Here is a 19225-nt window from a genome sequence, read left to right as displayed (position 1 = left end):
GACGTCACGCACATCTTTCTCGTTCCGCAGCACCCATCCGCGTACAGGAGAATTCAGGTCATGAGCAACCCCCAGCAGCTGCGTTACAGCAAGGAGCACGAGTGGCTCTCGCCCGCCGAGGACGGTGTGGCCACCGTCGGCATCACCGAGCACGCGGCCAACGCGCTCGGTGACGTCGTCTTCGCCCAGCTCCCTGAGGTCGGCGACACCGTGACCGCGGGCGAGACCTGCGGTGAGCTCGAGTCGACGAAGTCGGTCAGCGACCTGTACTCGCCGGTGACCGGTGAGGTCGTCGAGTCGAACCAGGACGTCGTGGAAGACCCGTCGCTGGTGAACTCCGCGCCCTTCGAGGGCGGCTGGCTGTTCAAGGTGCGCATCGCGGAAGAGCCGAAGGACCTGCTCTCCGCTGACGAGTACAGCGCGTTCTCCGGCAACTAAAGACCCTTAGGGACCACCTGATGTCGCTTCTCAACACCCCTCTCCACGAGCTGGACCCGGACGTCGCCGCCGCCGTCGACGCCGAGCTCCACCGCCAGCAGTCCACCCTGGAAATGATCGCCTCGGAGAACTTCGCTCCGGTCGCCGTCATGGAGGCCCAGGGCACGGTCCTCACCAACAAGTACGCCGAGGGCTACCCCGGCCGTCGCTACTACGGCGGCTGTGAGCACGTCGACGTCACCGAGCAGATCGCGATCGACCGGGTCAAGGACCTGTTCGGCGCCGAGTACGCCAACGTCCAGCCGCACTCCGGCGCCTCCGCCAACCAGGCCGCCCTCTTCGCGATCGCCAAGCCCGGCGACACGATCCTCGGCCTGGACCTGGCGCACGGCGGCCACCTCACCCACGGCATGCGCCTGAACTTCTCCGGCAAGCAGTTCAACGTGGTGGCGTACCACGTCGACGAGGCCGGTCTGGTCGACATGGCCGAGGTCGAGCGTCTGGCCAAGGAGAACCGCCCGAAGGTGATCATCGCGGGCTGGTCCGCCTACCCGCGCCAGCTCGACTTCGCCGAGTTCCGCCGGATCGCCGACGAGGTCGGCGCGTACCTGTGGGTCGACATGGCGCACTTCGCCGGGCTCGTCGCCGCCGGTCTGCACCCGAACCCGGTGCCGTTCGCGGACGTGGTGACCTCCACCACGCACAAGACGCTCGGCGGCCCGCGCGGCGGCATCATCCTGGCCCGCAGCAAGGAGTTCGCGAAGAAGCTGAACTCGGCGGTCTTCCCCGGCTTCCAGGGCGGCCCCCTGGAGCACGTGATCGCCGCCAAGGCCGTCTCCTTCAAGGTCGCGGCCTCCGAGGAGTTCAAGGAGCGCCAGCAGCGCACCCTGGACGGCGCCCGCATCCTGGCCGAGCGCCTGGTGCAGGACGACGTCACGGAGCACGGCGTCTCCGTCCTGTCCGGCGGCACGGACGTGCACCTGGTCCTGGTGGACCTGCGCAACTCCGACCTGGACGGCCAGCAGGCCGAGGACCGTCTCCACGAGGTCGGCATCACGGTCAACCGCAACGCGATCCCGAACGACCCGCGCCCCCCGATGGTCACATCGGGCCTGCGGATCGGTACGCCGGCGCTCGCGACCCGCGGCTTCCAGGAGGACGACTTCCGTGAGGTCGCCGACATCATCGCCGAGACCCTGAAGCCGGGCTTCGACGCGGAGGCCCTGAAGGGCCGCGTGACCGCGCTGGCCGACAAGCACCCGCTGTACCCCGGCTTGAAGTAGTTTCGTACCCTTTGCGTACGCTTTTGTTCGTACGTACGAAACGTCGGGGCACCCCGCACACTGGACAGTGAGGACAGTGTGCGCGGTGCCCCGCACCGCGTGACCGTACTCGTACTTTCTGCACCGCCTTGTTCTTCTGCGTCACCCCGGCAGACAACGGCGTCTACCAACCACCCTTGGAGTTCCCGTGGCCCTCTCGGTCTTCGACCTGTTCTCGATCGGCATCGGCCCGTCGAGCTCCCACACGGTGGGCCCGATGCGCGCGGCCCGCATCTTCGCGAGCCGCCTGAAGAACGAGGGCCTGATGGCCCACACCACCTCGATACGCTCCGAGCTGTTCGGCTCGCTCGGCGCGACCGGCCACGGGCACGGCACCCCCAAGGCGGTGCTCCTCGGCCTGGAGGGCGAGTCCCCCCGCTCGGTGGACGTGGAGACCGCCGACGACCGGGTCGAGCAGATCAAGAGCAGCGGCCGCCTCAACCTGCTCGGCATGCACGAGATCGCCTTCGACTTCGACGAGGACCTGATCCTGCACCGCCGCAAGGCCCTGCCGTACCACGCCAACGGCATGACGATCTTCGCGTACGACCGTGAAGGCACGCTCCTCCTGGAGAAGACGTACTACTCGGTGGGCGGCGGCTTCGTCGTCGACGAGGACGCGGTCGCGGGCGAGAACCCGATCGTGCTGGACGACACGGTGCTGAAGCACCCCTTCCGCACCGGCGACGAGCTGCTGCGGCTCACCCGCGAGACCGGCCTTTCCATCTCCGCGCTGATGCTGGAGAACGAGAAGGCCTGGCGCACCGAGGCGGAGATCCGCTCGGGGCTGCTCGACATCTGGGGCGTCATGCAGTCGTGCGTGTCCCGCGGCATGTCCCGCGAGGGCATCCTGCCGGGCGGCCTGAAGGTCCGCCGCCGCGCGGCCAATTCGGCCCGCAAACTCCGCTCCGAGGGCGACCCGCTGGCCCTCGCCATGGAGTGGATCACGCTCTACGCGATGGCCGTGAACGAGGAGAACGCGGCGGGCGGCCGGGTCGTGACCGCCCCGACGAACGGCGCCGCGGGCATCATCCCGGCGGTCCTGCACTACTACATGAACTTCGTGCCCGGCGCCGACGAGGACGGCGTGGTCCGCTTCATGCTCGCGGCCGGCGCGATCGGCATGCTCTTCAAGGAGAACGCCTCGATCTCCGGCGCCGAGGTCGGCTGCCAGGGCGAGGTCGGCTCCGCCTGCTCGATGGCGGCGGGCGCCCTCGCCGAGGTCCTCGGCGGCTCCCCCGAGCAGGTCGAGAACGCCGCGGAGATCGGCATGGAGCACAACCTCGGCCTGACCTGCGACCCCGTCGGCGGCCTCGTCCAGATCCCCTGCATCGAGCGCAACGGCATGGCGGCGGTGAAGGCCGTGACCGCCGCGAAGATGGCGATGCGCGGCGACGGCAGCCACAAGGTGTCCCTCGACAAGGTCATCAAGACCATGAAGGAGACCGGGGCCGACATGAGCGTCAAGTACAAGGAGACCGCTCGGGGCGGGCTCGCGGTGAACATCATCGAGTGCTGATCGTGTGCCGGCCGACGATGGCCTCGGCGCTTCCCGTCGTGCTCAGGGGCGGTGACGCCTTGGGGCGGTCGACGGTGAAGTACTCGCGGAAGTCCGCGCTCGGCTCGCTCGCCATCAGGCGCAGGGTGCGGTTCCAACTGCCGCCGTCGGGGCCGTCCTTCGCCCACAGGTCGAGCAGCGAACCGCCGACGCGGCCCTGCACCTCGTCGCCGGGGTCCCAGCCGGGGGTGGTGGCGTCGTTCTCCAGGCTGGTCTCGGCGCCGGTCTCGTCGACGTAGCGGTGGTCGCCCAGGACGTACGCGGCTGTCGCGTCGGCGAATCCCTCGGTCCAGGCGCACGTGCCGGAGCTGCGCTTCTCGATGTAGTGCGGGTCGCAGTTCGTCGCATCGGGGAGGTCGCGGCCGTAGAGCTGCCACTGGAACCAGTGGCCCGCCTCGTGGAGCACGAAGTGCTCGGAGTCGGTCATGTCACCTGCCGCGATGACGCGGTTGGTCCCGCCGAGGTCGAAGTAGCCGGCGCCCTCGGCGGCTTCGCGCCGAGTCCAGACGAAGGTCAACTGGTCGCATCTGCCGGTGACTTGACGCCGGGTCCAGCACGCGGACGTGGGGTTGTCGCGCTTCCAGTAGAGGAGGTTGAGGGTGTCCGTGATGTGCCAGGCGTTGCTCATGGCGGCGGGGACCTTCACCGTGCCGAGGCTCTGATCGGCGGACACGTCGCGCCGTGACGGCGAGTCGAAGGCGTACTCCTGCTGCGAGGTACGGCTTCTGACGACCCGCCAGAGATCGGTGCTGCCGGAGCGGAACCTGACGTGGGCCTCGCGCAGGGTGCCGGGCTCCTTGGCGCAGGCGCGGAACCGTCCGCTGCCGCTGTCGGTGATTCCGGTGGCGAGTTTGCGCCCGGGGGCGTCCGAGTGGCCCGAAGTCCTGCCCCACAGTTCCCAGTTGGCGTTGCGGGCCGGTCGGGTGACCAGGGGCTTGGCGGGGCCTGCTTCGGCGTCGCGGTGGTCGTACGCGAGGGTTCCGGTGAGGCAGGTCCGGGCGCGGGCATGTGACTCGGTGGTGCATGCGGTCAGTGTCAGGGGGATCAGGAGGGCCGCTGTCAGGCAGGCTGCCGCGCGTCTGTTGCGGCGTGTCAGCACGTCTTGCCCTTCCGGACCGGTTCGCGGTCGATGAGGTAGTCGTCGACCGCGCGGGTGACGCAGGCGTCGCCGCGGCCGTACGCGGTGTGGCCCACGCCCTCGTACGTCAGGAGCATGCCGCCGGGGAACTGGTCCGCCAGGCTCTCGGCCTCCTCGTACGGCGTCGCCGGGTCACCGGTGGTGCCCACCACCAGGACCGGCGGGACGCCATCGGCACGGACCCGGTGCGGACGCTGGGTGCCTGCGGGCCAGTCCCTGCAGGTGAGTTCGTCGAGCACGCTCGAAGTGCCGTACACTCCCGCGGCCTTCTCGGCGGGGGCCAGGGCGTTCCAGTAGGGGGCGGCATTGCGCGGGTGGGGGGTGTCCAGGCAGCTGACGGCGAGGATGGCGGAGTCGCTGTTGTCGACGGCCCGTGGCCTGGAGCGGGACTCCGTCGCCCCTTCGCCGTCGCCCTCCGCGAGGTCCGCCAGTGGCGTGCCGTCGCCGTCGGCCGCTGCGCTCAGGGCCTCTGAAAGGTCCTTCCAGTCAGCCTCGGGGGTGTACATCGCGGTCGTCACGACGTCGAGGAGGGTTCTGGCGTCGACGTCGTACGCATCGCCGTCGGCCGGAAGAGGTTCGCGCGCCGTCTCCTCGTACAGCCCGTCGATCAGCTCGGATATCTCCTGCGGGGTCGCGCCGGGGCAGCTGTCTCCCGCGAAGTCGGCGCAGTACTCGGCGTAGTCGTCCACGGCCCTGCGGAAGCCGGCGCCCTGGGATATCGCCCGCTGCTGCCAGTCGAGCGAGGGGTCGACGGCGCCGTCCAGGGCCAGGGCGCGGACGCGGCGCGGGAACTGTTCGGCGTACGAGGTGCCGAGGCTCGTCCCGTAGGACCACCCGAGGTAGGTCAGCTTCCGGTCGCCGATCGCCGCCCGCAGCACGTCCATGTCGCGGGCGGCGTCGTCGGTGCCGACGTGGCGGAGGATGCGGCGGCTCTTCTCCCTGCAGGCCTCGGCCTGGGCGTCCGCTCCGGCGATGACGCGGGAGCGGTCGGCGGCGGTGTCGGGGCGAAGGGGCTCCGGGGTGTCCGTATCCGTGCCGGTGTCGTCCGGCTCCGCGCACTTCACGGCAGGTGTGCTGCCGCCGACGCCCCGGGGGTCGAAGGAGACGATGTCGAAGCGGGCCCGCACGGCGGCGCTGAAGGTCTCACCGCCGTCGTCCTTCAGGTCGCTCACGCCGGACGCGCCGGGACCGCCCGGGTTGTAGACGAGCGAGCCGATGCGCTTGTCGGGGTCGGCGGTCGCCGCCTTGGCCACCGGCAGGACGAAGGTCTTGCCGTTGCCGGGACGGTCATAGTCCATGGGCACGGTGAGCCGGGCGCACTGCAGATCGCCGCAGTCCTTCCACTTCAACTGCTGCCCGTAGAACCGCTTGAGCTCGGGCGTCGAACCCTCCGCTGCGGTACAGCCGCCGAGAGAGGCGGCGACAATGAGTACGGCAAGGGTGAGGGCAAGGCGGTTCAACGGGGCACTCCCAAGATCGGTTGCACCTAGCGTGCCTGGCGGATCCTGAGGATTTGATGAGGCGGCGTGGGTCAGGCCAAGGGCAGGCGGAGGACGAACCTCGCTCCGCCGCCCTCAGCGGGACCCGCGGTCAACGCACCCCCATGCGCATGCGCGACCCACGCCGCGATGGACAGCCCCAGGCCGGTGGACCCCCCGCCGCTTCGGAAGCGGTCGAACAGAGTGGCACCCTCCGCCAGCTGCGACGGCAGCCCCGGCCCCGCGTCCTCCACCATCACGGTGCCGTCCGGCGACACGGTCACGACCACCTCGGCAGGCTCCCCCGGCGCATGACCATGGGCCAACGCGTTGCCGAGCAGATTGCCGACGGCCCGGCGTACGAGATCGGCATCGGCCACCACCACCGTCTCCTCGGCACGCAGCGTCACCCGATGCCCCTCGGCAGGGGCGTCCGCGACCACCCCCTCCACCAACTGGTCGAGCCGCAGCGGCTCCCGCACCAGCGTCTCCGTACCCGACATCAGCCGCGCCCGCGTCAGCAGCCCGTCGACGAGCCCGCCCATCCCGTCCGCGAGCCGCAGCGACCGCCGCAGTACGTCCGTGCTGTCCGTCTCGCCCCGCAGCGCGGTCTCCGCGAGCGTGCGCAGCGAGGCGGCCGGTGTCCGCAGATCGTGCGCCGCGTCGGCGAGGAACGCCTCCTGCTGGCGCAGGGCGGCGAGCGCCGGCCGGATCGCCCGCCCGGACAGCAGGTGGCCGACCGCCGCCGAGAGGCAGACGAGGACCGCGCAGGCCCCGGCCACCAGCCAGGTCATCCGGCGGTGGTCGGCCCGCTGGTCGGCGGTCCCGGCCATCGTGACGATGACCCCCTGGGGCCCTTCGCCCTCCGCCGGTTCAGGAGGGTAGAAGGGATCGGCGTACAACCGGACGGGCCGCCCGTCCGTCGTGTGCCGGTCGACGGCCGCCGCGTGCTCGCCGCGCACCACTGCCGCACCCGCCGCCTGCAGGTCAGAGGTGCTGACGGTCAGACAAGGGCGGCGCGGGGCGTGCTCCACCGTCATGGGGGCGCTCTCATCGCCCGGCGGTACCGAGAGCACCGTCAGCGGAGGGCATCCCGTACCCATGGTGTCGGCGAGCTCGCGCGCGTCGAGGCGGCCGTCATCGTCGGTGATCAGGAGGCCGATCGCCCAGCTGGTGTCCTGCCCCATCGACTGGTCGAGCTGCTGACGCCACCGCCGGTCGTCGCTGTGCACGGCGAAGACGGCCAAGCCGATCAGCCCTACCGCGCTGGTCAGCGCGAACAGCGCGGTGATGCGGCGGCGCAGTCGGCGTACGCGTGCGGTGGGCGTGAGGGGTCGGGCGGTACGGGATCTCATGCGTCCTCGGGGGCCAGGCGGTAGCCGACGCCGCGCACGGTGCGGATCAGCGGCGGATCGCCGAGCTTGCGACGGAGCTGGGAGATCAGCACCTCCAGGACGTTGGACTGCGGCTCGGTCATCTCGTCCCAGCAGCTCTCGATGAGTTCGGCGCGGGGCACGGCCTGGTCCGCGCGGGCCGCGAGGACTTCGAGTACGGCGAACTCCCTGCCGGTCAGCGTCAGGAGCAGCCCCGCGCGGCGCACCTGGCGCCGGGCGGTGTCGATCTCCACGTCGGCGACCCGGTGAACGGGCGGGCGCACTGCCCCGGACCTGCGGCACAGACTGCGCACCCGGGCGACGAGCTCCGGCACGGCGAACGGCTTGACCAGGTAGTCGTCGCCGCCGCTCGCGAACCCGTCGACCCGGTCGGCGACGGTGTCTCGGGCGGTGAGGAAGAGCACCGGTACGGGACTGCCCTTGCGGCGCATCGCGTCGACGTACACGGCGGCGTCCCCGGACGGCAGCCTCCGGTCGAAGACCACGCAGTCGTACGCCGTGACGAAGAGCGCCTCGTCGGCCTGCGGAAGATCGGCCGTCTCGTCGACGGCAAGCCCGGCCGCGCGCAGGGCCGCCGCCACCCCGAAGCGCAGGTTGTCGTCGTCCTCGACCAGGAGCACTCGCACGCCGCCCACCCTATCCAGCGGGGCCGGACCCGCTTTACGCAGCGGATTCCGTAGTTCTCCGGATGTCACCTGCCCCACCCGTATGGCAGCTCGCGCACAGACCCGATGTATGCGGAAGACCAAGGTCCGCCGCACAGAACAGTCCCCGGAGTCCTCACCGTTGCCATCTACCTCAGTCGTCGCTGAGGCTCCGGTAGCGAGGGGCTTCGGGGGCCTGGCCAGAACCTGCGGGAATCTCTTCTCAGCAGACGTCTCTACCGACGGTGCGACTCTCCAGCTTCCTGGTGTAATGACCAGTTTCCTCCCGATATATCCCATGTCAAGGGGTCGCCGGGAAAATCGCGGACCCCGAATCGGCCGCCGGGGTGGGCCGGGCGGGCGCTCTTGCGGGTGGCGGGCAGCTCGACCGCGAAGTGACCCCCGGCCATCGGTGCGCCGACCGGGCGGGAGGTCGGCCACTGTCCAAGCCAGACACCCCCGGTAAACACCTCCCAACCTTCCCCGCCCGTCGGCGACTTGGCCGAGGTCGAAGGGTGCGAGGAGCGCGAGGAACCGGCCCCGACGGTGCGGGCCGCGCTGCGGGGGGGGCGTGAGGGGGCCCGCCACTTCCCGTCGGGTCGTTTGTGCCGCTGGCCGCGGTCGGCCGGATTCGTGAGCTTCCCGCGCAACGGCTCCAGCTTGCCCCGTACCCTCGGTGTCCAAGCCAAGCACCTCGCCGATCTGCCGGGTGGAGACCGGGCCGGCGGCCTGCCGCACCGCGGTCAGGATGCGCTTGCTACGGCCAGCGTGTGTAACTCCCTTTCATTTCGAGCGCGTTGTGGCGCACCTGACATGATCGCGTCCTGGAGAAGTAGAAGATCTTCACCCTAAGGTTGCCGTCGACCACGGGCGCCTCGGCGCCCGATTGCACGACTGAAACGGGATCAGAGCATGAGCAAGTTTCGCCATGGAGTGTTCGCGGCCGTAGGCACCGTCGCCCTCGCCCTTCCGCTGATGGGGTCCGCCCCCGCAACGGCCGCGCCGACGGCATCCGCCAAGGCCGAGTCGACGCAGCAGGCCGCCGCCGGACGCGGTGGCGCCACGTACAAGAACTCCAAGACCGGTAAGTGTCTGATGGCCACCAAGAGGGGGAAGATCACCACCGGCAAGTGCTCGAAGAGGAACGACTGGCGCGCCTGGTACAGCACCGGCAGCGGTGAGCTGCGCAACGCCCAGAAGTTCGGCTGGTGCCTGACCGGCTACGCCAACGGCACGGTCAAGCTGAAGGGCTGCAACCAGCCGAGCAAGAACCAGATGTGGGCCTCATACACCACTGACAACATCCAGAACAAGAAGACCAAGAAGTGCCTGGCCAGCACCAAGAGGGGTGCGCTCACGTCGGTCAAGTGCAAGTACGGCACGAGCCGTTACCAGATGTGGGACATGAAGGCCAGGTAATCGGCCAGACTTCCGGTTCCGGCGTCGCTTGTTCGCCCGGAGCCGGAAGCCACCCGGGCGGCGCTGTCTCATGGCGGAGCTTCAGTGCCAATGGAGGCTGAGCCCTTGCAGAACGCGGGGTTCTCAGGTGACCCCTCAGGACGCGAAGAGCAGCGCCTCCGCGCCCACCGGACGGTAACCAGCCGCCTGGAAGGCCCGTACGCTGCGGGCGTTCCCCGGGGCCTGCTGGGCCCACACCACGGACCCGTCCGGTACGAGATGCCGTGCGGCAAGCGCCAGCGCGCGGCCGAGCCCCTGGTGCCGCCCGGCTTCCGCCACCTCGGTCGCCGTCTCCCAACGCCCTGCGACACCCCGGCCGATGACCAGCACTCCACCTCCGTCGGCCGCCCACACCCGTACGTCGTCGCGGCGCTTGCGGGCCCGTGCGACACGCGGGTGGTCCGGGTCGTCGAGTTCGGTCAGGCCGAGCTCCGGTTCGGGGCCGCCCGGCAGGGCCGACGCGACCGTCAGCAGGTCGATCGTGTCCGTCGTGCGTCCCGTCCGGTCCAGGAAGGCGCCGAGGAAGCGCGGGTTGAGGGTCGCCGCGAGCGGGTCGCAGTCGAGTGCCGTGAGCGTGCCGCGCACCCAGCCCGGGTCCTCGTCCGTGAAGACCACCGAGTGCGCCGTGAAGGCGATCACGCCCGCGTCGCGGTGGCTCGGCTGCGGCACGAGCGTGGTGGAGCCGTCCGGCGGCGGAAAGCGGCCGTGGGCCGCCGCGTCGAGGATCGTGCCGAGTGTGGCGGCTTCGCTGCTGGCCATGGGCGTACTCCTTGTGATCGCGGCGCGCGACGGCCGTTACCCTAACCCCACTCAGTAATGCACCAAGAAGGGGTGGATCCGGTGGCGGACATCGAGGAAGCGCGCAAGACGTTCGAGCGGTTCGACGCGGACGGCGACGGCTTCATCACAGCGGCCGAGTGGAAGTCGGCCATGGCGCAGATGGGGGACTTCTACGTCACCGAGACGGTAGCCGAGGCCGTGATCGGCACGAAGGACACCAACGCGGACAAGCGCCTCTCCTTCGACGAGTTCTGGGCGAGCCTGAACAAGTAAGTCGACGGACGGCGAAGGGGCCCGGCGCGCGGAAGCGCACCGGGCCCCTTCCTCATGCCCCTTCCTCATGCTCAGCGGCGTGCCGCCCGCACGCTCCACCGCCCTTCCGTGCGCTCGAGGCGCACGGGATGGTCGAAGCACTTGCCGATCTGGTCGCTCGTCAGTACGTCGTCGACGGCGCCGGAAGCGAACGCGCGCCCGTCCCTCAGCAGCAGGGCGTGCGTCGTACCGGCCGGGAGCTCCTCGAGGTGGTGCGTGACCAGGACCGTGGCGAGTTCGGGGTGGCTCTCGCGCAGGGTGTCCAGGCTGTCGAGGAGGCGTTCGCGGCCCGCGAGGTCGAGGCCGGTGGCGGGTTCGTCGAGCAGGACGAGGCGAGGCTTCGGCATCAGGGAGCGCGCGATCAGCGTCCGGCCGCGCTCGCCCTGGGAGAGCGTCGGCCAGCGCGCGTCCGTGCGGTGCGCGAGGCCGAGCGTGGCGATGAGGCGGTCGGCCCGCTCCTCCTGCTCGGGCGTGGGGCGCCAACGGGGCAGCGGTTCCACGCTGTTGGTGAGCCCGGTCAGGACGACGTCGCGGACCCGCAGGGGCGAGCGGAGCGGATGACGCGGGTTCACATGTCCTACGTACGCCCGCAGTTCGCGCAGATCGACGCTGCCGAGGCGGCGGCCGAGCACCTCGACCGTGCCGTGGGTGGGGTGGGTGACTGCGCCGCAGAGGCCGAGCAGGGTCGACTTGCCCGCGCCGTTGGCGCCGAGCAGCGCCCAGTGCTCGCCGGGGCGGACGGTGAGGGTGACCTCCTCGAGGATGGGGCGCCCGTCGCGGACGACGGTGACGGTGTCGGCGTGCAGCACCGGCCGCGGGGTCATCGGGCGGCCCCTGCCCGGTTCACGGCCGAGAGCACCGCCTGCAGGGACGCGGTCAGGACCGAGGTGTCCAGGCCCGCGCCCCAGCGGGTGACACCGCCGACGCGGCACTCCGCGTACGCGACGGCCTCGTTGTACGCGACGGCTTCGCCGGGCGCGCCGTCCGCCTCGACGGTGTGCTCGGAGAAGTCGAGGATGTCGACGGTGATGCCGGCGGCGCCGTCCGCCTCGACGAACGCGGACAGCGGGCCGTTGCCGACACCCTCGAAGTCCCCTGCCTTGTCGCCGACTTGGAGCGTGCAGACGAAGCGGTGCGCGCCGTCGGGGGCCCGGTCGGTGGTCCACGCGTCGAGCGTCACATCGCCGTCCCGGCCCGGCGCGAGCCGTCGAGGCGCGGGACGCGGAGGAGGCGGCGCGGGTGTCCCAGGCCGAACTCCAGGAAACCCTGCGGCGGTTGCCGGCCCTCGGCTGAGTCAGCCCCCGCCCCCCAACCCCTCGGCCTCCCCCCGCCCCGCACCATCGACCCCGTACAACCGCGCCGACGCGTCCACGTGCGCGAGCCGCCGCATGGCGTTGAACACCGCCTCCCCCAGGACCGTGCCGATCACCACGCTCTCCACCAGGTCCTCGACCGCGACCCGGCGGTTCACATAGCCGAGGTCGGCGCGGGCCACCATCTCGGCGGCGTCGGCGTACTCGTCGAGGAGTTCCGTGAACGCCCCGTGGCCGACCCGGCCCATGGCGGCAAGGGCGCGTGAGAGGTCGTCGGCCGCGGGGTTCGACTCATGGGCGTGCCAGCCGCGCCGCGCGATCAGTTCCCCGACGGCGGTCTGCGCGGCCTGCGCCTCGGCGTCGTCGTCGGCGGCGCCCGCCGTGCCGAGCCGGTCCGCCGCAGCGCCGAGCACCTTGTGCAGCGGGCGCCCCGGATCGTCGATCGCGCCGAGCACCTCCGCGATGGCGGCCACCTTCAGGCCGCCCACATCGAGCAGCGCGCGGATCAGCCGCAGCCTGCGCTCGTGCGCCTCGCCGTAGTGCGCCTGGTTGGGGCTGCTCAACTCGCCCTGCGGCAGCAGCCCTTCACGGACGTAGTACTTGATCGTCGGCACCGGCACGCCGGTCCTGCGGCTCAACTCGCCAATACGCACGGCCCGCCCACTCTCATCGCCGGTCATCGCTTCTCATCGCTTCTCTCCGCCCTTGCCATCCTCGCCACCCATCATAGATAGTGGCGCTATCGGATAGCGGACAGCACCACTATCCATATTTCGTTGAACCACCCTCCCAACAAGGGGACCCCTATGTCTTCATGGCGTTCATGGCACCGACCACTCATGCTGTTCGCCGCGTCGATGGCCTTACTCGCCGTCGTCTCCGCGGTGGGACTCGTCGTCGACGACCGGGTCCTGGTGGGCGCGCCCATCTGGGCCAAGCCGTTGAAGTTCGCGGTCTCGTTCATCGGCTTCGCACCCTCGCTCGCCTGGATGCTGTCGATGCTCGACCGGGGCCGCAGGGTCGGCTGGTGGGCCGGCACGGTGGTCGCCCTGACCAGCGTCATCGAGATGGTGATCATCACCGGGCAGGTGGTGCGCGGGAAGCGCAGCCACTTCAACCACGCGACCTCGTTCGACGAAGCGCTGTTCAACGTGATGTCCGTCAGCGTCGTCATCCTGTGGCTCGCCACCCTCGCCATCGCCGTCGTGCTGCTGCGCGCCCGCATCCCCGACCGCGCCTCCGCCTGGACGATGCGGTGCGGGATCGCCCTCGCGCTGGCCGGCGCCGCCATCGGGTTCGGGATGACCCGGCCTGCGCCCGGACAGGTGCAGGGCAGCTCGCCGGTCGTCGGCGCCCACAGCGTCGGCGTGCCCGACGGCGGTCCCTCGATGCCGCTGACCGGCTGGTCCACCACCGGCGGCGACCTGCGGATCCCGCACTTCTTCGGCATGCACGCGCTGCAGCTGCTCCCGCTGCTGCTCATGGGACTTGTCGCGCTCGCCCCGCGGTTCACCCGCCTCGCGGACGAACGGGTCCGGCTGCGGCTCGTCCTCGTCGCCGCGGCCGCGTACGCCGCCGCCTTCGCCCTGGTCACCTGGCAGGCACTGCGCGGCCAGCCGCTGATCCACCCGGACGGCGCGACGCTGGCGGCGACGGCACTGATCGTCGCCGCCACCGCCGCGGGCGCATACGGGGCGCTGCGTCTCACCCCACCAACAGCCGTGCAGAACCCGGCAGTTGATGAAACCAACAACACCAAGGAGCTCGTGGCATGACCGGTTTCCTCTTCGAGCTTTCCTTCTATCTGGCCGCCCCGGTCTGGCTGCTCCTGATTTTCGCGCCGGGGTGGCGGACGACCGACCGCATCGCCACGTCACCCCTCACCGTCGTCCCGATCCTCGCCGTGTACGCCGCGATGGCCCTGCCCGTCTTCCCCGAACTCTGGGCCGCGGTCAGCAGCCCGGACATCGACGGCTTCCGTGAACTGCTCGTCCACGCCAACGGGGCGGGCGCCATCTGGGCCCAGGTCATCGCCTGGGACCTGCTGATCGGGCAGTGGATGTACCGCGAGGCGCGGCGCATCGGCATCCACCCGCTGGTCATGGGCCCGCTCCTGGTCTTCACGATTCTCCTCTCCCCCTTCGGGCTGCTGCTCTTCCTGCTGCTGCGGGCCGTGCGGGCGAACCGTGATCAGCCGCGGCCGCTGGTGGGTTCCATGCCGCGCTGATCGACGACCGCGCGGTCCAGGACCGCGTCACTGCTGTAGAGAACCTCGGCATTCCCCTGATCTCCCGGCTTGCCGCCCGGCTTGTGGTCCTTGGTCATGTAGCCGCGTGAGCCGAGGTAGGCGAACGACTTCTTGTCGAAGATCCATTCGCTGCGCGTCGCGTACGCCGACTCATCGATGGTGATGCCGATCCCGTGCCGCCCCGCCGCGTCCACCGCGTCGGGCACCTCGGTCACACCGGGGAGCTTCGCGACGGCCTTGTAGAGGGCGGCGGCGTTCTCCGGCGGCATGATCGTCTCAGCGAGCAGGCCGCCGATCTTGTCGAATACGGCCTGCGCCTTCGTCTCCCGCCCATCGCTCACCCGCGTTTCGGCGTACAGCTTCTTCAGGAGGGCGTCGGGGTCGGTGGGCAGCGAGGCGAGCCAGGCGTACGTGGGGCGGTCGGGGCCCGGGGGGATGGCGCCGGTGTCGTCGGAACCGTCCTCCGCGGACGCCTCGATGGGCACGTCCTGACCGGACATCGGCACCCCCTTCCCGCTCTCGCGGATCATGCCGATGTCCGTGACGGGCGCCGGGTTCTGCGACATCCAGACCTCACGCTTGTGCGGGGCGCCGAGCTTCACAGGACCGTTGAACTCACCCTGGTTCGCCCGGACCAGACTGCGGACGTAGACGAATTGGCCGTCCTTCACCGGCTTCGTGTCGGCCTTCAGTGAAGCTGTGGCGATCCGGTCGAGGGTGACGGCCGCACCGTGTTCCGCACCCCGGGCCGCGCCCATGTCGCGTACGCCGTCGGCGTCACCGAAAGGGAGCGTGGCCGCCAGGATCCCGGCCACGGCCAGCGCGGCGGCCGCCGGCATCAGCACCGCCGGACGCAGCAGCCACCGACGGGGCGATACGGAAACGGGAGTGGTGTCACGGTCGATCTGCTGCATCAGAAGGTCCTTGTGGTGAAGGTGACGGCCCGGCGGAAGTTCCCATTCCTCCTCAGCCGACTCCGGCAGAAGACCGGCCAGTTCCTCGACCTCGGCCTCGGCCTCTCCCCGAGAGGGGGTGGCGGCGTTCATCGGAATTCCTCCCGCAGGGGCAGGGCCGCGAACGCGGCCTCACTCTCTACCTCTCCGCGGCCACGGAGCGGTTCCGTCACTTCCTTCACGCCTTGCGCATCCACGCCCTCCGCGTCCAGCGCGTCCTCGCTCAGCCGCCGCAGCCGCGCCCGCGCCCGCGAGAGCCGCGACCGCACCGTGCCCACCGGCACCCCGAGCGCCTCGGCGGCCTGCGCGTAGTCGAACCCCGACCACACGCACAGCACGAGCACCTCACGCTCCGGACGCCGCAGCCGGCGCAGCGCGCCGTGCACCGCCGCGAGCCGCCGCGCGTCGTCGAGCCGGCCCGCCGACTCCTCGGCGAAATCCGCCACTTGGGGCGGCGACGGCTGCCGGGAGAGAAAGGCGAGCCGCCGGCGCAGACCGCGGTTGGCGTTCTGCGCCTTGTGCGTCGCGATGCCGAGCAGCCACGGCTTGAGCGAACCGCGGTCCGGATCGAGCCGCTCCCGGGTGCGCCAGGCCGCGAGGAACGTCTCGGACATGACCTCCTCGGCGGTCGACCAGTCGCCGGTCAGCCGCAGGGCATGGTTGTAGACCGTCCGCGCGTACGCCTCGTACAGCTCACCGAACGCCGCCCGCTCCCCGGCCCGTATCCGTGCATGGATGCCGTCTCCCAGTTCAGTAGGACTCACACCCATGACCTCTCCGCGACCCCGGGAGAGTTCCAGTGCCCCTCGTCACACACACGACGCCGCGTACGCCCTACCCGGCGGCCCGCACCCTCCGGTACTGCCCCGGCGCCACCCCGAACTCCCGCTTGAACGCCCTGGAGAACGCGAACTCCGAGGTATAGCCCGCCCGTTCGGCGATCTGCCGCAGCGGCAGATCCTCCTCGCGCAGCAGCCGGCCCGCCGTCGTCATCCGCCACCACGTCAGATACGCGAGCGGGCTCGCCCCCACGGACGCCGCGAACCGGCGGGCGAACGCCGCGCGGGAGAGCCCCGCCCGCGCCCCGAGCTCCTCCACCGTCCAGGGCCTCGCGGGGTCGTCATGGATCGCGTACAGCGCGGCCGTCACCGACGGGTCCCGCAGCGCGGCGGCCCAGCCCGTCGCATGCCCCGCGGCCTGCTCGCGCAGCCACCACGCCCGCAGGATGTACAGCAGCATCGTGTCGAGCAGCGCGGGAATCACGGCGTCCGACCCCGGCTGCGCGTCGGCCAGTTCGGCACCGAGCAGCTCCACGGCGGACCGCAGCGACGCGTGCTCCCCGACCCTGGCCGGCAGATGCACCACCTCCGGCAGCTCGGCGAGCAGCGGATGGGCGCGCGCCCGGTCCAACTGGTAGGCCCCGCACAGCAGCACGGTGCTCGCCGCCCGGTCGCCCTCCGTCTTCGGCCAGGAGCCGTCCGGGGCGAGGGCGAAATCCTCCAGCGGGACATCCGGCGCGCTCGCCAGACCGTGCCCGCGCCCGTGCGAGAGGAAGACCACGTCACCGGGCCCGAGCGCCACCGGCTCCGCCCCGTCACCGGACGGAAGCAGCCAGGCGGAACCCTGGAGCACCACATGGAACCCGGCACCGTTCGACGGGGCGAACCGGATCCCCCAGGGCGCGTGCCTGTACGTACGGGAGGAATGCGGCCGCCCCGTCCGCATGGCGGCTATCGCGTCGCTGAGTACGTCCATGTCCGTACCGTAGCGCGCGCCGCACCCCGCGAGACGTACGGGTATAAAAGCGAGAGCAGCAGGCATGGTTCGTCTCGCAGAGCCCGCCTAGCGTTTCCCGCATGACAACAACTGCTGCGTCAACCACCGCTCGTACCGTGCTCTTTGACGAGATCGGCGGCCCCGAGGTCATGCGGATCCACGCCGTGGAGATCCCCGCCCCCGGACCGGGCGAAGTCCGCATCCGCGTCGAGGCGTTGGGCCTCAACCGCGCCGAAACCCTGCTCCGCGCGGGCACTTACTACTACCAGCCGACCCTGCCCGCATCCCGCAACGGCTACGAGGCCGCGGGCACCGTCGAGTCCGTCGGCGAGGGAGTGACCGCCTTCGCCCCCGGCGACACCGTCCTCACGGCGGCGAACACCGAACTGAGCGCACACGGCGTGTACGGCGAGCTGGTCCTGCTGCCGCAGAGCGCCGTCGTCCCGCGCCCCGCCGAAGTGGACGCGGTGACCGCGGCCGCCGTCTGGGTCACCTACTCCACCGCGTACGGCGCGCTGCTCCCGACTGCCGGGCTGCTGCCGGGCCAGCACGTCCTGATCACCGGCGCGTCCAGCGGCGTCGGCACCGCGGCCATCCAGGTCGTACGCCGCGCGGGCGCGGTACCGATCGCCACCACCCGCACCGAGGCCAAGCGGCAGCAGCTCCTGGACCTGGGCGCCGAGCACGTCATCGTCAGCGACCGCGAGGACGTGGTCAAGGAGACCAAACGCCTCACCGACGGCCGGGGCGCCGACATCGTGCTCGACGCGATCGGCGGCCCGGGCTTCCAGGCCCTGGGCGAGGCGCTGGTCCGCAACGGCAAGCTCGTCATCTACGGCTGGCTGGACGCCCGCCCCACGACCCTCCCGATGAACTGGCCCCTGTCCGTCCACGGATACGGAAACCCGATGGTCACCGAGACGCAGGAGGGCCGCCACCGCGCGGCCGCCTACATCAACTCGGGCCTCACCGACGGCACGCTCCGCCCGGTGATCGCCGAGGTCTTCGAGGGCCTGGACCGCATCCAGGACGCCCACCGCCTGATGGAGTCCAACACGCACACCGGCAAGATCGTGGTGAAGGTCTGAGAAGGCCGACCCACCCCCGGTCGGAATACCTCACCCGTTCCGGAGGTTGGCTCCGCTAAGAGACCGGCGAACCAACCCCCGGAGGGGCAAGTCATGAAGATCGGCATCATCGGCGCGGGCAACATCGGCGGCAACCTCACCCGTCGCTTCACGGCCGTCGGCCACGACGTCTCCGTCGCGAACTCCCGCGGCCCGCAGACCCTCACCGAGCTCGCTGCCGAGACCGGCGCGACGCCGGTGACGGTCGAGGAGGCCGCACGCGACGCCCAGGTGGTCGTCGTGACGATCCCCCTGAAGGCCGTGCCGAACCTGCCGTCGGGCTTCCTGGACGGCGCGGCCGCCGGCGTCGCCGTCATCGACACCGGCAACTACTACCCGCAGCAGCGCGACGGGAAGATCGCCGAGATCGAGGAGGGCCTCACCGAGAGCCGCTGGACGGAGCGGCAGATCGGCCACCCCGTCATCAAGGCCTTCAACGGCACCTACGCCGACGACATCCTCGACAAGCCCCAGGCCAAGGGCGCCCCGGGCCGCGTCGCGCTCCCGGTGTCCGGCGACGACGAGACCGCCAAGAAGGTCGTACGCGATCTGCTCGACGAGATCGGCTTCGACACCGTCGACACGGGCGGCCAGGACGAGTCGTGGCGCCAGCAGCCCGGCACCCCGGTCTACGGCCTCGCGGCGGACGTGGACGCGGTCACCAAGGCCCTGTCCGAGGCGTCCCCGGAGCGCACGGCGGAGTGGCGCGCCTGAGGCCGTGGACTAGGGCTTCGCCCAGTCCCGCAGCGCCTGCGCGCTCTCGAAATCCGCCACGTTCTTGTCCAGCGGCGTCGACGTGTACTGGTGGATCCGCCACTTCGCCTTGATACGCGGCTTGCCCGCCGTCACGTAGTCGGCGATCCAGAGGCCGTCACCCGCGTACGAGGTGGTGTCGTAGTTCAACCAAAAATCGCGGTTCGTGTAGAGCACGGTCCGATGGGAAGGCCGCAACCGCTTCACCTCCCGGATGAAGCGGTCCTTCTCCGCATTGCTCGCGCGCGTATGATCCCCCGTCCACTCCCAGTCCACCGCCAGCAAGTCCCCTGACTTCTCAGGGGACTTGCTGACGAAGTACTCCGCCTGGGCCGTGATGTTCCCGGGCCACAGGAAGTGGTAGAAGCCGACCACGCAGCCGCCGTCCCGTGCCAGCTTCGTCTGTGCCGTCAGTCTCGGGTTGATGTACGAACGGCCCTCTGTCGCCTTGATGATGACGAAGGAGAGGCCGTCCGTGTCGAACGATGACTGGTACGAGCTGACGTCGATGCCTCGGATCATGCGCGGCCTCC

Annotated in this window: 20 protein-coding genes and 1 pseudogene; 9 read left to right on the top strand and 12 right to left on the bottom strand. The window is 70.7% G+C overall.

Going from position 1 to position 19225, the window contains the following annotated elements; all coding sequences use genetic code 11:
• Positions 1-60: 60 nt before the first annotated feature.
• The 3 genes from gcvH (at position 61) to OG453_RS26210 (ending at position 3279) form a co-directional block, all read left to right on the top strand.
• Positions 61-438: a glycine cleavage system protein GcvH gene (gene gcvH, locus OG453_RS26220; RefSeq protein ID WP_266870963.1), complete on the top strand. Its 378-nt coding sequence runs from the start codon at positions 61-63 to the stop codon at positions 436-438.
• A gap of 20 nt (positions 439-458) precedes the next feature.
• Complete coding sequence (gene glyA / locus OG453_RS26215; protein ID WP_266870962.1) at positions 459-1721, top strand: serine hydroxymethyltransferase; 1263 nt, start codon at positions 459-461, stop codon at positions 1719-1721.
• 187 nt (positions 1722-1908) lie between these two features.
• Positions 1909-3279, top strand: coding sequence for an L-serine ammonia-lyase (locus OG453_RS26210; protein WP_266870960.1), 1371 nt, complete (start codon positions 1909-1911; stop codon positions 3277-3279).
• Here the strand turns inward: OG453_RS26210 and OG453_RS26205 are convergent.
• The 4 genes from OG453_RS26205 to OG453_RS26190 form a co-directional block, all read right to left on the bottom strand.
• The gene (locus tag OG453_RS26205) at positions 3266-4417 is read right to left on the bottom strand and encodes a metalloprotease (protein WP_266870959.1); all 1152 of its coding nucleotides are present in this window, start codon (positions 4415-4417) and stop codon (positions 3266-3268) included. The two genes, OG453_RS26210 and OG453_RS26205, sit on opposite strands and share 14 nt — an antisense overlap.
• Complete coding sequence (locus tag OG453_RS26200; protein ID WP_266870958.1) at positions 4411-5916, bottom strand: alpha/beta hydrolase; 1506 nt, start codon at positions 5914-5916, stop codon at positions 4411-4413. Before OG453_RS26200 ends, OG453_RS26205 begins: the two co-directional genes overlap by 7 nt.
• A 71-nt stretch (positions 5917-5987) precedes the next feature.
• Complete coding sequence (locus OG453_RS26195; protein WP_266870957.1) at positions 5988-7289, bottom strand: sensor histidine kinase KdpD; 1302 nt, start codon at positions 7287-7289, stop codon at positions 5988-5990.
• Positions 7286-7948 carry a response regulator transcription factor gene (locus OG453_RS26190; RefSeq protein WP_266873133.1) on the bottom strand — a complete coding sequence of 221 codons (663 nt, stop codon included), beginning with the start codon at positions 7946-7948 and terminating at the stop codon, positions 7286-7288. The genes OG453_RS26195 and OG453_RS26190 overlap by 4 nt, the downstream gene beginning before the upstream one ends.
• Before the next feature lie 936 nt (positions 7949-8884).
• Between OG453_RS26190 and OG453_RS26185 the strand changes: the two genes are divergently transcribed.
• A complete protein-coding gene (locus OG453_RS26185; RefSeq protein ID WP_266870956.1) occupies positions 8885-9391 on the top strand; it encodes a ricin-type beta-trefoil lectin domain protein in 507 nt (168 codons plus the stop codon).
• 135 nt (positions 9392-9526) lie between these two features.
• Here the strand turns inward: OG453_RS26185 and OG453_RS26180 are convergent, their stop codons facing one another.
• Entirely contained in the window at positions 9527-10189 is a 663-nt protein-coding gene (locus OG453_RS26180; RefSeq protein ID WP_266870955.1) for a GNAT family N-acetyltransferase, read from the bottom strand.
• An 81-nt stretch (positions 10190-10270) separates the two neighbouring features.
• On the opposite strand from OG453_RS26180, the gene OG453_RS26175 reads away from it, so the two are divergent.
• On the top strand, positions 10271-10483 hold the full coding sequence (locus OG453_RS26175) for an EF-hand domain-containing protein (RefSeq protein WP_266870954.1): 213 nt from the start codon (positions 10271-10273) through the stop codon (positions 10481-10483).
• Between the two features lie 71 nt (positions 10484-10554).
• Here OG453_RS26175 and OG453_RS26170 read toward each other — a convergent pair whose 3' ends face one another.
• The 3 genes from OG453_RS26170 to OG453_RS26160 all read right to left on the bottom strand — a co-directional run bounded on the left by OG453_RS26170 (position 10555) and on the right by OG453_RS26160 (position 12515).
• A complete protein-coding gene (locus OG453_RS26170; protein ID WP_266870953.1) occupies positions 10555-11346 on the bottom strand; it encodes an ABC transporter ATP-binding protein in 792 nt (263 codons plus the stop codon).
• On the bottom strand, positions 11343-11702 hold the full coding sequence (locus OG453_RS26165; RefSeq protein ID WP_266870951.1) for an alpha-isopropylmalate synthase regulatory domain-containing protein: 360 nt from the start codon (positions 11700-11702) through the stop codon (positions 11343-11345). Before OG453_RS26165 ends, OG453_RS26170 begins: the two co-directional genes overlap by 4 nt.
• 114 nt (positions 11703-11816) lie before the next feature.
• Positions 11817-12515, bottom strand: a complete 699-nt coding sequence (locus OG453_RS26160) for a MerR family transcriptional regulator (protein WP_266870950.1) — start codon at positions 12513-12515, stop codon at positions 11817-11819.
• Between the two features lie 126 nt (positions 12516-12641).
• Between OG453_RS26160 and OG453_RS26155 the strand changes: the two genes are divergently transcribed.
• Both OG453_RS26155 and OG453_RS26150 read left to right on the top strand, forming a co-directional pair.
• Positions 12642-13610 carry a hypothetical protein gene (locus tag OG453_RS26155; protein ID WP_266870949.1) on the top strand — a complete coding sequence of 323 codons (969 nt, stop codon included), beginning with the start codon at positions 12642-12644 and terminating at the stop codon, positions 13608-13610.
• Positions 13607-14062, top strand: coding sequence for an ABA4-like family protein (locus tag OG453_RS26150; RefSeq protein ID WP_266870948.1), 456 nt, complete (start codon positions 13607-13609; stop codon positions 14060-14062). The genes OG453_RS26155 and OG453_RS26150 overlap by 4 nt, the downstream gene beginning before the upstream one ends.
• Here OG453_RS26150 and OG453_RS26145 read toward each other — a convergent pair.
• From OG453_RS26145 to OG453_RS26135, 3 genes are all read right to left on the bottom strand, one after another.
• On the bottom strand, positions 14026-15129 hold the full coding sequence (locus OG453_RS26145) for a CU044_5270 family protein (RefSeq protein ID WP_266870947.1): 1104 nt from the start codon (positions 15127-15129) through the stop codon (positions 14026-14028). The genes OG453_RS26150 and OG453_RS26145 overlap by 37 nt on opposite strands.
• Positions 15126-15806, bottom strand: a complete 681-nt coding sequence (locus tag OG453_RS26140; RefSeq protein ID WP_266870946.1) for an RNA polymerase sigma factor — start codon at positions 15804-15806, stop codon at positions 15126-15128. The genes OG453_RS26145 and OG453_RS26140 overlap by 4 nt, the downstream gene beginning before the upstream one ends.
• Positions 15807-15870: 64 nt before the next feature.
• The gene (locus tag OG453_RS26135; protein WP_266870944.1) at positions 15871-16791 is read right to left on the bottom strand and encodes an AraC family transcriptional regulator; all 921 of its coding nucleotides are present in this window, start codon (positions 16789-16791) and stop codon (positions 15871-15873) included.
• Positions 16792-16892: 101 nt separating this feature from the next.
• Here OG453_RS26135 and OG453_RS26130 point away from each other — a divergent pair, with 101 nt between their 5' ends.
• Complete coding sequence (locus OG453_RS26130) at positions 16893-17900, top strand: zinc-dependent alcohol dehydrogenase family protein (RefSeq protein ID WP_266870943.1); 1008 nt, start codon at positions 16893-16895, stop codon at positions 17898-17900.
• An 87-nt stretch (positions 17901-17987) separates the two neighbouring features.
• A pseudogene (locus OG453_RS26125) lies at positions 17988-18653 on the top strand (NADPH-dependent F420 reductase); the annotation flags it as partial.
• A gap of 9 nt (positions 18654-18662) precedes the next feature.
• On the opposite strand, the gene OG453_RS26120 reads toward OG453_RS26125, so the two are convergent.
• Positions 18663-19214, bottom strand: a complete 552-nt coding sequence (locus tag OG453_RS26120) for a glycoside hydrolase family 25 protein (RefSeq protein ID WP_266870941.1) — start codon at positions 19212-19214, stop codon at positions 18663-18665.
• Between the last annotated feature and the right edge of the window lie 11 nt (positions 19215-19225).

The organism is Streptomyces sp. NBC_01381 (assembly GCF_026340305.1).
Classification (GTDB): domain Bacteria; phylum Actinomycetota; class Actinomycetes; order Streptomycetales; family Streptomycetaceae; genus Streptomyces.
The sequence above is the reverse complement of the archived record's forward strand: the minus strand, read 5'-3'. Positions and strand labels throughout refer to the sequence as shown.

What these genes read in the sequence shown, in the direction of transcription:
- gcvH (WP_266870963.1), top strand. Translation starts at nt 61, where the DNA reads ATGAGCAACCCCCAGCAGCTGCGTTACAGCAAGGAGCACGAGTGGCTC.
- glyA (WP_266870962.1), top strand. Translation starts at nt 459, where the DNA reads ATGTCGCTTCTCAACACCCCTCTCCACGAGCTGGACCCGGACGTCGCC.
- OG453_RS26195 (WP_266870957.1), bottom strand. Translation starts at nt 7,289, where the DNA reads ATGAGATCCCGTACCGCCCGACCCCTCACGCCCACCGCACGCGTACGC.
- OG453_RS26185 (WP_266870956.1), top strand. Translation starts at nt 8,885, where the DNA reads ATGAGCAAGTTTCGCCATGGAGTGTTCGCGGCCGTAGGCACCGTCGCC.
- OG453_RS26180 (WP_266870955.1), bottom strand. Translation starts at nt 10,189, where the DNA reads ATGGCCAGCAGCGAAGCCGCCACACTCGGCACGATCCTCGACGCGGCG.
- OG453_RS26170 (WP_266870953.1), bottom strand. Translation starts at nt 11,346, where the DNA reads ATGACCCCGCGGCCGGTGCTGCACGCCGACACCGTCACCGTCGTCCGC.
- OG453_RS26160 (WP_266870950.1), bottom strand. Translation starts at nt 12,515, where the DNA reads ATGACCGGCGATGAGAGTGGGCGGGCCGTGCGTATTGGCGAGTTGAGC.
- OG453_RS26155 (WP_266870949.1), top strand. Translation starts at nt 12,642, where the DNA reads ATGTCTTCATGGCGTTCATGGCACCGACCACTCATGCTGTTCGCCGCG.
- OG453_RS26150 (WP_266870948.1), top strand. Translation starts at nt 13,607, where the DNA reads ATGACCGGTTTCCTCTTCGAGCTTTCCTTCTATCTGGCCGCCCCGGTC.
- OG453_RS26145 (WP_266870947.1), bottom strand. Translation starts at nt 15,129, where the DNA reads ATGAACGCCGCCACCCCCTCTCGGGGAGAGGCCGAGGCCGAGGTCGAG.
- OG453_RS26140 (WP_266870946.1), bottom strand. Translation starts at nt 15,806, where the DNA reads ATGGGTGTGAGTCCTACTGAACTGGGAGACGGCATCCATGCACGGATA.
- OG453_RS26135 (WP_266870944.1), bottom strand. Translation starts at nt 16,791, where the DNA reads ATGGACGTACTCAGCGACGCGATAGCCGCCATGCGGACGGGGCGGCCG.
- OG453_RS26130 (WP_266870943.1), top strand. Translation starts at nt 16,893, where the DNA reads ATGACAACAACTGCTGCGTCAACCACCGCTCGTACCGTGCTCTTTGAC.
- OG453_RS26120 (WP_266870941.1), bottom strand. Translation starts at nt 19,214, where the DNA reads ATGATCCGAGGCATCGACGTCAGCTCGTACCAGTCATCGTTCGACACG.